Below are 13,552 nucleotides of genomic sequence, written 5' to 3'. Positions count from 1 at the left end.
ACCGCCACCCGATGTTCCGGCGCCGGCCGACCGTCTACGCCCGGAACGCGTACGAGTCGATGCTGTCCGGGATGCCGGCCGAGACGGTGCCGCCGTCCACCGGCTCGTCGTCCGACGCCCAGGCCACGTAGCCGTCGGGGCGCACCAGGAGTGACGTGCGGCGGTCGCTCGCCCAGTGGGTGACGGCACAGCGGTCGCCGCCCTTGTCGTGGGCGCCCTCGGGGACGATCAGGACGAACGTGCCCTGACGCAGGGCCTCGTAGAGGCGGCCCTCCTTGAGCGCGACATCGGGGACGCGGGTGCCGACGAGGCGGTGCGCGCCGCGCGGGGCCGGGTAGGCGACGCCGATGCCGGTGAGCCGGCCGACCATCCGGGTACGCGCGGGGCGGACGCGGCCGAGGAACGCGGTGAGGGCGGCGCGGGCCGCAAGCGTCCAGGGGCGGTTGGCCATCGCGAGCCTGACGATGCCGCCGCTGCTGCGCAGGACGGCCTTCCCGACGGGGTGGCGCTCGGCCTCGTAGGTGTCCAACAGGGCGTCTCCCGCGTGCCCGTTGACGACGGCGGCGAGCTTCCAGCCGAGGTTGGCGGCGTCCTGGAGGCCGGTGTTCATGCCCTGGCCGCCGGCCGGGGTGTGGACGTGCGCGGCGTCCCCGGCGAGCAGGACGCGGCCGACGCGGTACGCGGGCGCCTGGCGCTCGTCGCTGTGGAAACGGGACATCCAGCGGGCCTCGTGCATCCCGTAGTCGCGGCCGAGGGCGAGGCGGGTGACCTCCTTGATCTCGTCGAGGTCGAGGGGCGCGGACTCGGGGACGTTGCGCGCGCGGTTCCAGCCGATGACGCGGTAGTAGCCGTCGCCGAAGGGGGCGATGAAGGCGAAGGCGTCGCCCACGGCGTTGACCGTGAGGACGTTCTCGGGCTCCTCGGCGAGCAGCACGTCGGCGAGGACGACGGAGCGGATGACGGACTTGCCGGGGAAGGGGAGCCCGACGCTCTCGCGTACGGCGCTGCGCATGCCGTCGGTGCCGACGACGTACGCGGCCCGCATCGTCGTCGGCTCGCCGTCCCCCGCACGGACCTGGAGCGTCACCCCGTCCGCGTCCTGGGTGAGGCCGGTGACCTCGGTCTCGTACACGAACTTCACACCCGCGTCGGTGGCGCGCCGCTGGAGCGCGGCCTCGACCTCGTACTGCGGCAGGACCAGGAGGTGCTGGAAGCGGGAGGGGAGGTCGCTCAGGTCGACGGCGAGGCGGCCGAAGAGGCTCAGCGTGTCGAGGGCCTGCCCCTTGGCCTCGATGCCGTCGGCGAGGGCGCGGGCGTCGAGCTGCTCCAGGGTGCGGGCGTGCAGGACAAAGGCCCGGGAGAGGTTGCTGATCTTGTGGGGACGCTTCTCGACGACGGTGACGGGGACGCCCGCGGCGGCGAGGTCGCCGGCGAGGAGCAGGCCGGTGGGGCCGGAGCCGACGACGATCACGGTGCGAGGAGCGGTGCCGTTCATGGTGGCCTCCTGGTGCCTGCGAGCCCAGGTCGGTTGTACCCGGTCACTCGTTGCCAACGCTTGTTGGTCAACGCCTGTTGGCAAATCTAGAGGCGCGGCTCTGGACTGTCAACAGGTGTTGGCCTACGTTTGTTGGCATGACAGGAACCACCCGGCAGGCACGCCGCTCGGACGCCACCCGCACCGCGATCCTCGCCGCCGCCCGCGAGCGCTTCGCCGCCGACGGGTACGAGCGGGCCACGATCCGCGCCATCGCCAAGGACGCGGCGATCGACCCGTCGATGGTGATGCGCTACTACGGCAACAAGGAGGGTCTCTTCGCCGCGGCCATCGACCTCGACCTGCGGCTTCCGGACCCCGGGGAGATCGCGGCCGACGACATGGGCCGCACCCTCGTACGGCACTTCCTCGACCTGTGGGAGGAGAACGAGGTGCTCACCGCGCTGCTGCGCGTGGGCGTCACCAACACCGCGGGCGCCGAGCGCATGCAGGACATCTTCAGGAAGCAGACGCTGCCGCTGGCCCTGCGCGTCTGCCCCGACCCCGCCGAGGCCCCGGTGCGGGCCGCGCTCTGCGCGTCACAGGTCCTCGGTCTCGCGCTCACCCGTTACGTGCTGCGCTTCGGCCCCGCCGTCGGGCTCAGCCGCGACGAGACGGTGGAGTGGCTGGCGCCGACCCTCCAGCGCTATCTGACCGCCGAGCGGCCGTAGGACGCCCGGCCGGACGTCGGCTGAACTCCCCGCCGGGCGACCGCGGAACGGACCGGGAACGCACCGAGGGCGCCCCCGGTGCGCGGTGCACACGAGGACGCCCTCGGCAAAGACGTGAGTGAGAGGTGCGGTGGTCAGCCCTGCTTCTGCGGCTTGCGGGACTTGTCACCGACGATCACGAGGCCGGCGATCACCAGGAACAGCACGATCGGCGCCACGACATAGAGGCCCAGGGTCTCGATGACGGAGAGGCCCTTACCGGGGTCGTCGCCGTCGTCGCGCGCCAGCGCGAGCGCGGGGGACGTCATGAGCAGCATCATCAGCGTCGTACCGGCAGCCAGGGCGCCGGCGCGCAGGGCGTTCTTCTTGTCCACGGTGCAAACGTAGCGAACACCTAAACGGGCCGCGCGCCCGGGGGTGCCGTACGGGGCAGTCCGGACCGCAGGACCTCGATCAGCGCGTGCGCCCTCGGTGAGGCCGCGAGCTCCTCGAAGGTGACCGGACGGCCGGTGGCGTCGGCGATCGGGAGCCGCCAGTTCGGGTACTCGTCCGAGGTCCCCGGCAGGTTCTGCGGGCGCCGGTCGCCGACCGCGTCGGGCAGCCAGACGCCGACCATGCGGGCCGGGGTGAGCAGCAGGAAGCGGTGGACGGCGCGGATCTCCTCCTCCTCGGACAGGCCCTGCCCCCCGCCGCCGGGCAGCAGGCCGAGGCGCGCGAACAGGGCGGTCCACTCGGCGACTTCCGCCGTGGCCTCGGCCTGTTCCCGCGCGAGCGGACGCCCGAGGAGGCCGAGTCTGTCGCGCAGCCGCACATGGTCGCCGGTCAGCCGGGCCGCGGTGGACGGCAGGTCGTGGGTGGTGGCGGTGGCCACGCAGTCCGTACGCCAGCGCTCCGGCGGCACCGGGCGGCCCGTGCCGTCCCAGTCGCGCTCGAACCACAGCACGGAGGTGCCGAGCACGCCGCGCGCGTGCAGGGCCTCGCGGACGCCCGGCTCGACGGTGCCGAGGTCCTCGCCGATCACCAGGGCGTCGGCGCGGCCGGCCTCCAGGGCGAGTACGGCGAGCATCGCCTCCGCGTCGTAACGGACGTACGCCCCCTCGGTCGGCGGCTGTCCGGCCGGCACCCACCACAGCCGGAACAGGCCCATGACGTGGTCGATGCGGACCGCGCCCGCGTGGGCGAGCAGGCCGCGCAGGAGCGCGCGGTAGGGGGCGTAGCCGGCGGCGGCGAGCCGGTCGGGGCGCCAGGGCGGCAGACCCCAGTCCTGGCCGCGGGAGTTGAAGGCGTCGGGGGGCGCGCCGATGGACATGCCCGCGGCGAAGATGTGCTGCTGGGCCCAGGCGTCGGCGCCCTCCGGGTGCACGCCCACGGCCAGGTCGTGGACGAGTCCGACGGGCATGCCCGCGTCGAGCGCGGAGCGCTGGGCGGTGGCGAGCTGGGCGTCGGTGAGCCAGGCGAGATGGCTGTGGAAGTCGACGCGGTCCATCAACTCGGCGCGGGCGTGGGCCGTTTCGCCGGATCCGGGGTCGCGCAGGGGCTCGGGCCAGGTGTGCCAGTCGGGGCCGTGCCGCTCGGCGAGCGCGCACCAGGTGGCGTGGTGGTCCAGGTCCGCGCCCTGCTCGGCGAGGAAGTCCCAGTAGGCGGCGCGGCGGCCGGGGCTGAGCGGGACGCGCACGACGAGGTCGAGGGCGCGGCGCTTGAGGTCCCACACGGCGTCGCGGTCGATCAGGGCGCCCTTGTGCAGGACTCCTTCGCGCAGCCGGGCGGCCTCGGCGAGCAGCTCGCGCACGCGGTCGCGGTCGGCGTCGGGCAGATAGGCGTACTCGGGGATGTCCTCGACGCGCAGGTGTACCGGGTCGGGGAAGCGGCGCGACGACGGGCGGTACGGGGAGGGGTCGGTGGGTCCTTCTCCGCGGGGTACGGCCGCGTGCAGCGGGTTGACCTGCACGAACCCGGCTCCGGCGGTGCGGCCCGCCCAGGCCGCGAGGTCGGCCAGGTCACCGAGGTCGCCCATGCCCCAGGATTTCGCCGACAGGAGGGAGTAGAGCTGCACGAGCAGCCCGTACGTGCGTTCGCCCGGGGTGCGCACGCGCGGCGGGGCGACGATCAGGTGGGCGTCGGCCGTTGCCCCGTCGGGGGCGGTGGCCCGCAGCCGGTGGACTCCGAGGGGTACCGGTCCGGTTGGCCGCCAGTCGTCGACGCGTTCACCCTGCTCGGTGGCCAGCTCGAGCGTCACGCCGTCGGGTAATTCCCGCGCCCAGGCCGGGGCGGGCTCCCCGGACCACAGCACGACCGTCGGCGGCAGCAGCCACGCCGCGGTCTGCGCCTCGCGCGCGGCCAGCGCGTCCCGTACGGACTCCGGGGTGCGCGCGTCGACACCGAGGGCGGCGAGGACGGCGACGAGCGCGGCGTCCGGGGCCTCGACCGTGCGACCGGGCGACGGCGAGTAGGACGGGGCGATCCCGTGCAGCGCGGCGAGCCGGGCCAGCGTCACCTAGGCCCCCGAGGCGTCCAGGCCTGCGACCGGACCCGAAGGGGTCGGCTCGCTCGTGAGGGGTGCTACGTCGATGAGGGCGGGCTCGCTGGTCAGCGGCTCCGTGTCGGCGAGGGGCGGCTCGCTGGTGAGGGGCAGTTCGGCGCCGAACGCGAACTCGTCCGGCAGCGGCAGGGCGGGGGCGGGCAGGATCACGTCCGCCTGTTTGGACAGGGCCGAGAGCAGAAGGTGCGCCGATGCGGCCATGAAGGCCTCCTTTTCGCGGTTCTTCGCGGGTCTTGTCGTCGATCTTTTCGTGGGCGACGGTCTCGGCAGCTCTACCCAGCGAACGCGGCGGCAGACATGAACGGCCCGACAACGTGTTACTGGTCACATTCTGTTCCATGGGCGGGACTCGGCCGGTGAGCGGCGCGATTCACCCCCTCCCGCCACTCCCGGCCGGGCAATTGCGGCACAACGGCCACTCCCGTTGACACTCCGACCCGGCAAATGGTGGGCTCGGTTGCCACCCTGGGACACCCATGACCGGTCCCACCACCGAGCCGAGACCAACGAGGAGTGAGCCGTGCAGCTCCGGCGTCACAGGAAGGGGGCGGCGGCCATCGCTGTCGCCGTCATCGCCAGTGCGCTCGGGGGAGCCTCCGGAGCGGCGGCGGCCCCGCCGGGGCCCACGCTCTCCACGGGTGACCGGGACAGCGACACGGGAACGCCCGCGGTGTGGCCCCGGCCGCAGTCGCTGCGCACCCCCTCCGGCGCGGAGTCCGTGACCGTGACCGACGAGGTCGTCCTCGTCACCGGCCGCGGCGCCGACCAGTACGCGGTGGACGCGCTGCGCACCGTGCTGCGCGGGGCAGGCGCCCGGCACATCACCGAGGTCGACGACGAGAAGGCCGTGCCCGGCGGTCCCGCGCTCGTGGTGCGGATCGGCTCCGTGGCCGCCGGGACCGCGTCCGGTGACGGCTGGGGAGCGGCGGACGCCCGCCCGGGCCGCGGACAGGGCCTCGAGACGGCGCTCGGCGCTCTCGGCGCGTCGGCCCGCAAGGACCTGCCGTCCGGCGGGTACCGGCTCGCCGCCGGGCGCACGGACGGCCGGGACACCGTCGCCATGGAAGGCGTCGGTGGCGACGGCCTGTTCCACGCCGTGCAGACGTTCCGGCAGCTGGTGAACGGGCGGAAGGTCGCCGGGGTCGTCGTGCGCGACTGGCCGGGGACGGCCGTGCGCGGCATGACGGAGGGCTTCTACGGCACCCCGTGGACCCGTGAACAGCGGCTCGACCAGCTGGACTTCATGGGACGCACCAAGCAGAACCGCTATCTGTACGCGCCGGGCGACGACCTGTACCGGCAGGCGCGGTGGCGCGAGACGTATCCGGCCGACCAGCGCGATGACTTCCGGGCCCTTGCCGAGCGGGCGCGCGCCAACCACGTGACGCTGAGCTGGGCCGTGGCGCCCGGGCAGGCCATGTGCATGTCGTCGGACGACGACGTCAGGGCCCTGAACCGCAAGCTCGACGCCATGTGGGCGCTCGGCGTGCGGGCTTTCCAACTGCAGTTCCAGGACGTGTCGTACAGCGAGTGGCACTGCGAGGCGGACGCGAGGACGTTCGGCTCGGGGCCGAAGGCCGCGGCGCGGGCGCAGGCGCGCGTGGCGAACGCGGTGGCGCGGCACCTCGCCGCGCGGCACCCGGGCGCGGGGCCGCTGTCGCTGATGCCGACCGAGTTCTACCAGGACGGGTCGACGGAGTACCGCGGGGCGCTCGCGGGCGGGCTCGACGACTCGGTCGAGGTGGCGTGGACGGGCGTCGGCGTGGTCCCGCGCACGATCACCGGGCGCGAACTGGCGGGCGCGCGGGCCGCGTTCGGCTCCGGGCACAGCCTCGTCACGATGGACAACTACCCGGTCAACGACTACGCGCAGGACCGCATCTTCCTCGGCCCCTACACGGGCCGCGATCCCGCGGTGGCGATGGGTTCGGCGGCGCTGCTCGCCAACGCGATGGAGCAGCCCGCGGCCTCCCGCATCCCGCTGTTCACGACGGCGGACTTCGCGTGGAACCCGCGCGACTACCGCCCGCAGGAGTCCTGGAAGGCCGCGCTCGACGACCTGGCGGGCGGTGACGCGCGCACCCGTGAGGCACTCGCCGCGCTGGCGGGCAACGACGCGTCGTCCGTGCTCGGCGAGGACGAGTCCGCGTATCTGAAGCCGGTGCTCTCCGGCTTCTGGGACTCCCGTACGAAGGTGCTCACCGACCGCGCGCGGTACGAGGCGGCGGCGAAGAAGCTGCGGGACGCGTTCACCGTGATGCGGCGGGCTCCGGAACGGCTCGAGTCCACGCCGGTGGACTACGAAGTGCGGCCCTGGAGCGACCAGTTGGCGCGGTACGGGGAGGCCGGGGAGACGGCCGTCGACATGCTGGACGCGCAGGCCCGCGGCGACGGGGCGGCGGCGTGGCGGGCGGCGCGGCTCCTGGAGCGACAGCGCGCCGGTCTGGAGTCCCGTCAGGTCACCGTCGGCAAGGGCGTACTTGACCCGTTCCTCGACCGGGCGCAGAAGGCGTACGCGGCGTGGGCGGGGACGGGTCGCGCGGACGCGACGCGTGACGGGGAGGCGAAGCTGCCGCGGGCGCGGCGGCTCACGGCGGTGACGGTCCTGGCCGACCCCGGCACCCACGGCACCGTGCAGGTCCATGTGCCGGGCGAGGGCTGGAAGTCCGTCGGCACGCTCGCCGGCAGCGGGTTCACCGAACGCAGGCCGAAGGACGTGAGGGCGGACGCGATCCGGGTGTCCGGCGCCTCGAAGGGCGCCGTGCGCCATGTCGTCCCCTGGTACGCGGACTCCCCCGACGCCTCGTTCGAGCTGGCCCGCACGGAGCTGGACGCGGAGATCGGCGGCGGCGCGCGGCGGGTCACGGCACGCCTGACACCGCAGCGGCCCGGCTCCGTGGAGGGGCGCCTGAGCGCGGAGGGCCCGCACGGCATCGAGGTGACGCTGCCCGCGCAGGCCTCGCTCCCGCGCGGCACGCAGGTGAGCGCCCCGGTCGACATCACGGTCCCGGAGGGCACTCCGGCGGGCACGTACGACGTGCCGGTCAGCTTCGCCGGCACGACGCGCACCGTGTCGGTGCGGGCGTACCCGCGTACGGCGGGCCCGGACCTGGCCCGCGAGGGCAGGCCCTCGTCCTCGGCCGACGAGACCACGGACTTCCCGGCGTCCGCCGCGAGCGACGGCGACCCGGAGACCCGCTGGTCGTCCCCCGCCGAGGACGGCGCCTGGTGGCAGGTCGAACTGGCGAAGCCGGTGCGCCTCGGCCAGGTGGTGCTGCACTGGCAGGACGCGTACGCGAAGGGCTACCGCGTCCAGACGTCCGCCGACGGAAAGTCGTGGCGCACGGCCGCGACGGTGAAGGACGGCCACGGGGGCCGCGAGTCGGTCCGCATGGACGCCCGCGACACCCGCTTCGTCCGGATCCAGGGCGACCGGCGGGCCACGCGGTACGGCTATTCGCTGTGGTCGGTGGAGGCGTACGCGGTCGCCGAGTAGGCCGAACCGGAATCTGACACCCCCACTTTCAGCACTCTCGGACGAAGACGCGGTCAGCTATGTACTCAGTACATATACCGAGTACATACTGGCGATCATGAGCACCCGCCACATCCTTCTCGGGCTGCTCGCTGGAGGGCCGAGCCATGGCTACGACCTCAAGCGGCGCTACGACGAACGATTCCCGCAGGCCCGCCCGCTGGCCTACGGGCAGGTCTACACGACCCTGCAACGCCTGGTCCGCGACGGCCTCGCCGAGGTCGAGGGGACCGACTCCGACGGCGGCCCGGAGCGCACGCTGTACCGGTCCACCGAGGAAGGCGGCCGTGAACTCGCCCGGTGGTCCGGGGAGATCACCCCACCCGCACCCTTCGTGACGAACGAGATCTTCGCCAAGGTCGTCGTGTCGATCCTCGTCACGGCGGCGCACGAGAAGCCCGGGGCCGGTGAACCGGTCGACCCGGCCGCCCTCCTGCGGGCCCAGCGCGCCGCCCACATGGTCCGGATGCGCGAGCTCACCGCGCTCAAGTCCGACCCCGGAGCCGATCTGACCACGGTCCTCTCCGCCGACTACGCACTGGCCCATCTCGACGCCGACCTGCGGTGGATGTCCACCACCGCCGCCCGGCTCACCACCCTGACCGCGGAGGTCAACGCAGCATGAGCACGCAAGCCGAGCAGCCGGCGAACGGGGCACCGATCCTCGCCGCCCGCGGCCTCACCAAGTCGTACGGGAAGAGCGAGGCCCTGCGCGGCGCCTCCGTCGACCTGCGCGCCGGCGAGATCCTCGCCGTCACAGGCGCCAGCGGCAGCGGGAAGTCCACGCTCCTGCACTGCCTCGCCGGGATCGTCCGGCCCGACAGCGGGTCGGTGTCGTACGGCGGCGAGCAGATCGACCGGCTCCACGAGGAGCGGCTCAGCGAGCTGCGGCGCACGGACTTCGGCATCGTGTTCCAGTTCGGGCAGCTCATCCCCGAGCTGACGGTGCTCGACAACGTGGCGCTTCCGCTGCTGCTCGCGGGCACGAAGCGGGCCGCCGCGCACGCGCGTGCCGACGAGTGGCTGGAGCGGTTCGGGGTACGCGGCCAGGCGGCCCTGCGGCCGGGCGAGATGAGCGGCGGGCAGGTCCAACGAGCCGCCCTTGCACGGGCGTTGGTGACCGGGCCGCGCATCGTCTTCGCCGACGAGCCGACGGGGGCGCTCGACTCCCTCGCGGGCGAACAGGTCATGGCCGCGCTGGCCCGCACGGCCCGCGAGACCGGCGCCGCGGTCGTCCTGATCACGCACGACGCACAGGTCGCGGCCTACGCGGACCGCGAGGTGCAGATGCACGACGGGGCGGTCCAGGAGCAGGAGCAGGCCACGGTGTCCGGGGCGGTACGCCATGACGTCTGAGAAGGTCGACAAGGGCACGCTCCGGGGCGCCCTTCGCCTGGCCCTGGTGCTCGCCCGCGGCTCCGACCGCCGCGAGTGGTGGCGGATCGCGCTCACCGCGCTCGGCGCGTGCGCCGCCACCGGGTTCTCGCTCGCGGCGGTCGCCGTGGGCACCCTCCGCGGCCACATCTCCTTCACGATGTGGCACGGCCTCCTCAATCAGCCCGGGCAGCGCCGGGGCCTCGCTGTGGCGCTGGTGATGCTGCTCGTGCCCGTGCTCGGGTTCCTCGGGCAGTGCGCCAGGATCGGCGCCGTGCACCGGGATCGACGGCTCGCGGCGCTGCGGCTCGCGGGGGCCGGGCCCCGGCAGGTTCGGCGGATCGCGGCAGCGGAGTCGGGCCTCGCCTGCCTCGCCGGATCGCTGTTCGGCGCCGCCGTCTTCGCCCTGATGGCGTACGGGGTCGGCCGCAGGCCTGATCCTCTCGCGTGGATCGGGTTCCCGGCCGCCGTGCTGCTCGTGCCCGTCCTGGCAGCCGGTGTGAGCGCGTACGCGCTGCGCCGTGTCATCGCCTCACCGCTCGGCGAGGTGCGCCGGGTGCGGCCCCACCGGGGTCCGGGTGTCCTGCTCGGCCTGCTGCTTCCCCTGCTGCTCCTCGTCGCAGGCGTTTCGGTCCTCGTCCTGGAGGGCACTCGAAGGCGGCCGGGGGCCAGTGCGCTACCCCTCTTCGTGCTCGCCATCGTGCTCATCACCGGCGTGGGCTCGATCTGGCTCGCCGGAGCCGCTGCCCGGTTCATGGGCCGACGCCTCGCCCGGCGCACCCCAGACCCTGCGGTGCTCATCGCCGCCGAGCGCCTCCGGGACGACCCGTGGGCCGCAGCCCGAACCCATGCCGCGCTGCTCCTGGTGACGGTCGTGGGTGTCGCCTTCGCCGGCATCCGCGAGATCCTTATCGCCACGCTGGACGCCTCGGAAAGGGCCGGCACCCTCGGCATGGGCCGCGGCTTCTACACCACCGGCATCAATCTCGCCGGGGCCGCCGTCCTGATCGCGCTGGCCATCAGCCTCGCGGGTCTCGCCGTGGGCAGTGCCGAGTCCCTCGTGACCCGTCGCCGCACGCTCGCCGCGCAGGCCGCGGCCGGGGTTCCGCTCAGGGTCCTGTCCCGCACGGTGCTCCTGGAGACCGCGCTTCCGCTGGCCCCGGCACTGCTCGTCGCGGGCGCCGGAGGTGTCGCGGTCTACGTCACGTACGGCGTGCTCGTCGACGAGGGCAACCCGGTGATGCCGCTCATGCCGCTCCTGATCCCTGCCGCGGTGTTCGGGGCCTGCCTCCTGGCCGCGGCCACCTCCCTGCCCCTCCTGCGGCGCTCGCTCCACCCGTCGGAACTACGGGTCGCCTGACCAACCGGTACCTCGTACGCGGCCCACGCACGACAGCCGAGTGACCAGGTGACACAAAGGCCCGGATCGTTGTCAGGCAGAAATGCCTTCGATCCGGGCCAGCGCCTTGTCAGCCCAGGGAGGCCGTGAAGTCGGCCCAGGCGGTGGGGGTCAGGCGGAGTATCGGGCTGTCGGGGTCTGGGTCCTTGGAGTCGCGGACGGCGACGGTTCCGGGGATGTTGCGGGCGACTTCGACGCATTCGCCGGCGGAAGTGCTGTAGCTGGACTTCCTGAAGGTGAACTCGGCCATGGGTCACATCTCCTGACGGATGCTGTCGATGAGCTTGACGGCGTCGTGCTGGGCGAGGCTCAGGCGTGCCGTTCGGTCGAAACGCTGGCTGTACTCGGCGCTGTCGGACTCATTCTCCACCCACACGGTAGAGGCGAAGGTGTCCACGTGGACAACGTCCACCGCCTCACTCTCGGCGAACGAGATGATGTTGAACGTGCCGCCGACGCACGGATGTCCACCCGCATGGAACGGGAGGACTTGGAGGCGGACGTTCGGGAGTTTCGCCACATCCAGCAGGTGTTCCAGTTGAGCGCGCATGACTGGCGAGCCGCCGACGAGTTGCCGCAGCGCCGCCTCCCAGACAACGGCATACACCTGGAGCGGCCGATCGCCGTCCAGACGCTCCTGGCGACGCATGCGAACCTCGACGATGCGCTCGATCTCGTCAGGGTCCTCCCACATGCCATCGCTGACAGCCAGGGAGCGGGCGTACTCGGCCGTCTGGAACAGGCCAGGAACCAGGGCGAGTTGCAGAGTGCGGACCCGGCTTGCAGCATCCTCCATGGCGATGTACTCCGCGAGCGCGCCCGCGTTTGGCGAGTGTTGCCACCACCCCTTCGCCTTACGCCGCTCGCGGTCCAGCTTCGCCAACTCCAGGAGGCGGGCGACGGACTTGCGATCGATCACGCCGTAGAACTCGCACAAAACTCGGATGTCCGGGTCGCGCATCGGGACCCATCCGCGTTCCATCTTCACGACCTTCGAGTTGGTCGCATTGATGGCCTCGGCGGCCTGCTGCTGAGTCTTACCGGAGAGATCACGCAGGCGCAGTAGCTCACTGCCGAGCCTTCGCCCAAGGGCCGTTGACACTCGATTGCCGAGTTGAGCCGATCGATTCACGGCCCCAGTGTCGCTCCTCCGGCGCCAACTCGTCGATGACCTTCACTCTTTGGAGACAAATGTCTCCGAGTCCGTTGCATCCGTCTCAATCAGCTCGCTACGGTCAGTACTCAACCACCCACCCAGCGAAGCCAGTTGGCGGAAGTGCACCGCCCTGCCCGTACGCAGGAGCGGCACAGCCACCGCCAACTCGCCGACCGCACAAGGAGGTGCGAGTCCATGGCCGAACCCGAGCCCGAACCTCAAGCCGTTCCCCCGCCCGTTTCGCTGCACGAAGACGTGCTCGACTACACCCCGACGTCGCGCAGCGTCCCCCTCGCCCGCAGACGAACCGCGAGGCTCGTCACCGAGTGGGGTCACCCCGCCCACGCGGGAGACGCGGCACTTGCGCTGTCCGAGTTAATGACGAACGCCCTCCTGCACGGCAGCCTCCGCGACCGCCTCATCCGCGTACGGGTCTCCCTGACCGCCGCCACGCTCTGTGTCGAGGTCAGCGACCCCAGGGGCGAACGCCTGCCAAGATCGCGCCCCGCGGACGGAACGGATCAGTTCGGGCGGGGGCTGCTCCTTGTCGGGGCGCTGGCCGACCGGTGGGGGTGCGAGCCGCGAAACGGCCCCGGCAAGACCGTCTACGCGGAGTGGCGTCTGAGTGACGTGACGTATCCGCTCGTGAGCGAGAGGGAGTGACAGGAATGGCGCTAGCGTGGGCAGGTGCCGAAGCGGCACTCGATGAGCGGAAGGGGCGACCGATGACTGTGCCGTACGCGGACGGGGGCGCTCCGCTGATTCCCCGGCCCGAACTCACCCTTCCGGCGCTACGCCAGGCAGTGGCGACCGTCGCGCCGTCCCGCCTTCCGGAGTTCTTCGAGGACCTTCAGAGGGCCTTCGTACGGGCCGGGGACGAGGACAGCGTGGTCCCGATCCGGATGTTCTACCGGCAGTGGGGCGTCATCGTCGAGATCGAACGCCACCCGGAGACGGCTCGTCGTCTGCATGCCGCCGAGCAGGCGGTGAACAGCCCGGACCCGGAGGAGCGCGACCGGGCCGTCCGCGAGGCAGGCGACATCGTGCGCGCCGCCCATCGCGAGGTAGCCGGTGTCTGACTGGCGCTGGGAGTGCTTCCGCGACGACATGCTGGAAGGCCTCCCTGGTGAGGCGCGAGCCGAAGCCGAACGGCTCGCCCTCGAGATCGCCGTACGCGAGTCCATGGTCTTCCTGGAAGGACCCGCCTACACGGGACCGGGTCCCGGGGTGCGTACCGAGAGCAGGGGGCGGCTCATGCTCGACTACCTGACGGACGTACGAGGGGAGCGGATCGTGCTGGTCCAGGTCACCTGGTTCGGCTGATCCGGGACCGAGCAGCCCCGC

14 protein-coding genes are annotated in these 13,552 nt (G+C 72.6%); 8 read left to right on the top strand and 6 right to left on the bottom strand.

All coding sequences use genetic code 11. The annotated features are described in order from the left end of the window. Positions 1–34: 34 nt before the first annotated feature. Positions 35–1,495 (bottom strand): FAD-dependent monooxygenase, encoded by a 1,461-nt coding sequence (locus ACWIGU_RS13340; protein ID WP_454400310.1) that lies wholly within the window; start codon positions 1,493–1,495, stop codon positions 35–37. Between the two features lie 137 nt (positions 1,496–1,632). On the opposite strand from ACWIGU_RS13340, the gene ACWIGU_RS13335 reads away from it, so the two are divergent. Next, positions 1,633–2,205: a TetR/AcrR family transcriptional regulator gene (locus ACWIGU_RS13335; protein ID WP_356278827.1), complete on the top strand. Its 573-nt coding sequence runs from the start codon at positions 1,633–1,635 to the stop codon at positions 2,203–2,205. Positions 2,206–2,339: 134 nt separating this feature from the next. Here ACWIGU_RS13335 and ACWIGU_RS13330 read toward each other — a convergent pair whose 3' ends face one another. From ACWIGU_RS13330 to ACWIGU_RS13320, 3 genes are read right to left on the bottom strand one after another with little or no spacing between them, the layout of a single operon-like run. Further along, positions 2,340–2,579 carry a hypothetical protein gene (locus ACWIGU_RS13330; protein WP_100594172.1) on the bottom strand — a complete coding sequence of 80 codons (240 nt, stop codon included), beginning with the start codon at positions 2,577–2,579 and terminating at the stop codon, positions 2,340–2,342. 20 nt (positions 2,580–2,599) lie between these two features. Further along, entirely contained in the window at positions 2,600–4,699 is a 2,100-nt protein-coding gene (gene malQ, locus ACWIGU_RS13325; protein WP_454400308.1) for a 4-alpha-glucanotransferase, read from the bottom strand. Then, on the bottom strand, positions 4,700–4,945 hold the full coding sequence (locus ACWIGU_RS13320; RefSeq protein ID WP_356278834.1) for a hypothetical protein: 246 nt from the start codon (positions 4,943–4,945) through the stop codon (positions 4,700–4,702). Positions 4,946–5,264: 319 nt separating this feature from the next. Between ACWIGU_RS13320 and ACWIGU_RS13315 the strand changes: the two genes are divergently transcribed. The 4 genes from ACWIGU_RS13315 to ACWIGU_RS13300 all read left to right on the top strand — a co-directional run bounded on the left by ACWIGU_RS13315 (position 5,265) and on the right by ACWIGU_RS13300 (position 11,013). After that, entirely contained in the window at positions 5,265–8,240 is a 2,976-nt protein-coding gene (locus tag ACWIGU_RS13315; RefSeq protein WP_454400305.1) for a beta-N-acetylglucosaminidase domain-containing protein, read from the top strand. Positions 8,241–8,337: 97 nt separating this feature from the next. Beyond that, positions 8,338–8,904: a PadR family transcriptional regulator gene (locus ACWIGU_RS13310; RefSeq protein ID WP_454400303.1), complete on the top strand. Its 567-nt coding sequence runs from the start codon at positions 8,338–8,340 to the stop codon at positions 8,902–8,904. Continuing rightward, positions 8,901–9,635, top strand: a complete 735-nt coding sequence (locus ACWIGU_RS13305; protein ID WP_454400301.1) for an ABC transporter ATP-binding protein — start codon at positions 8,901–8,903, stop codon at positions 9,633–9,635. The genes ACWIGU_RS13310 and ACWIGU_RS13305 overlap by 4 nt, the downstream gene beginning before the upstream one ends. Then, on the top strand, positions 9,625–11,013 hold the full coding sequence (locus ACWIGU_RS13300; protein ID WP_454400299.1) for an FtsX-like permease family protein: 1,389 nt from the start codon (positions 9,625–9,627) through the stop codon (positions 11,011–11,013). The genes ACWIGU_RS13305 and ACWIGU_RS13300 overlap by 11 nt, the downstream gene beginning before the upstream one ends. Positions 11,014–11,122: 109 nt before the next feature. Here ACWIGU_RS13300 and ACWIGU_RS13295 read toward each other — a convergent pair whose 3' ends face one another. Beyond that, positions 11,123–11,302, bottom strand: a complete 180-nt coding sequence (locus ACWIGU_RS13295; RefSeq protein ID WP_454400297.1) for a DUF397 domain-containing protein — start codon at positions 11,300–11,302, stop codon at positions 11,123–11,125. A gap of 3 nt (positions 11,303–11,305) precedes the next feature. Continuing rightward, positions 11,306–12,184: a helix-turn-helix domain-containing protein gene (locus tag ACWIGU_RS13290; protein ID WP_454400295.1), complete on the bottom strand. Its 879-nt coding sequence runs from the start codon at positions 12,182–12,184 to the stop codon at positions 11,306–11,308. 219 nt (positions 12,185–12,403) lie between these two features. Here ACWIGU_RS13290 and ACWIGU_RS13285 point away from each other — a divergent pair, with 219 nt between their 5' ends. The 3 genes from ACWIGU_RS13285 to ACWIGU_RS13275 all read left to right on the top strand — a co-directional run bounded on the left by ACWIGU_RS13285 (position 12,404) and on the right by ACWIGU_RS13275 (position 13,531). Continuing rightward, positions 12,404–12,871, top strand: coding sequence for an ATP-binding protein (locus tag ACWIGU_RS13285; protein WP_454400294.1), 468 nt, complete (start codon positions 12,404–12,406; stop codon positions 12,869–12,871). Between the two features lie 62 nt (positions 12,872–12,933). Then, on the top strand, positions 12,934–13,287 hold the full coding sequence (locus tag ACWIGU_RS13280) for a hypothetical protein (RefSeq protein ID WP_454400292.1): 354 nt from the start codon (positions 12,934–12,936) through the stop codon (positions 13,285–13,287). Further along, positions 13,280–13,531 carry a hypothetical protein gene (locus ACWIGU_RS13275; RefSeq protein ID WP_454400290.1) on the top strand — a complete coding sequence of 84 codons (252 nt, stop codon included), beginning with the start codon at positions 13,280–13,282 and terminating at the stop codon, positions 13,529–13,531. The genes ACWIGU_RS13280 and ACWIGU_RS13275 overlap by 8 nt, the downstream gene beginning before the upstream one ends. The last annotated feature ends 21 nt before the right edge of the window (positions 13,532–13,552 follow it).

Source organism: Streptomyces sp. NPDC055400, from assembly GCF_053644375.1.
This window is presented reverse-complemented; position numbering and strand designations above follow the sequence as displayed.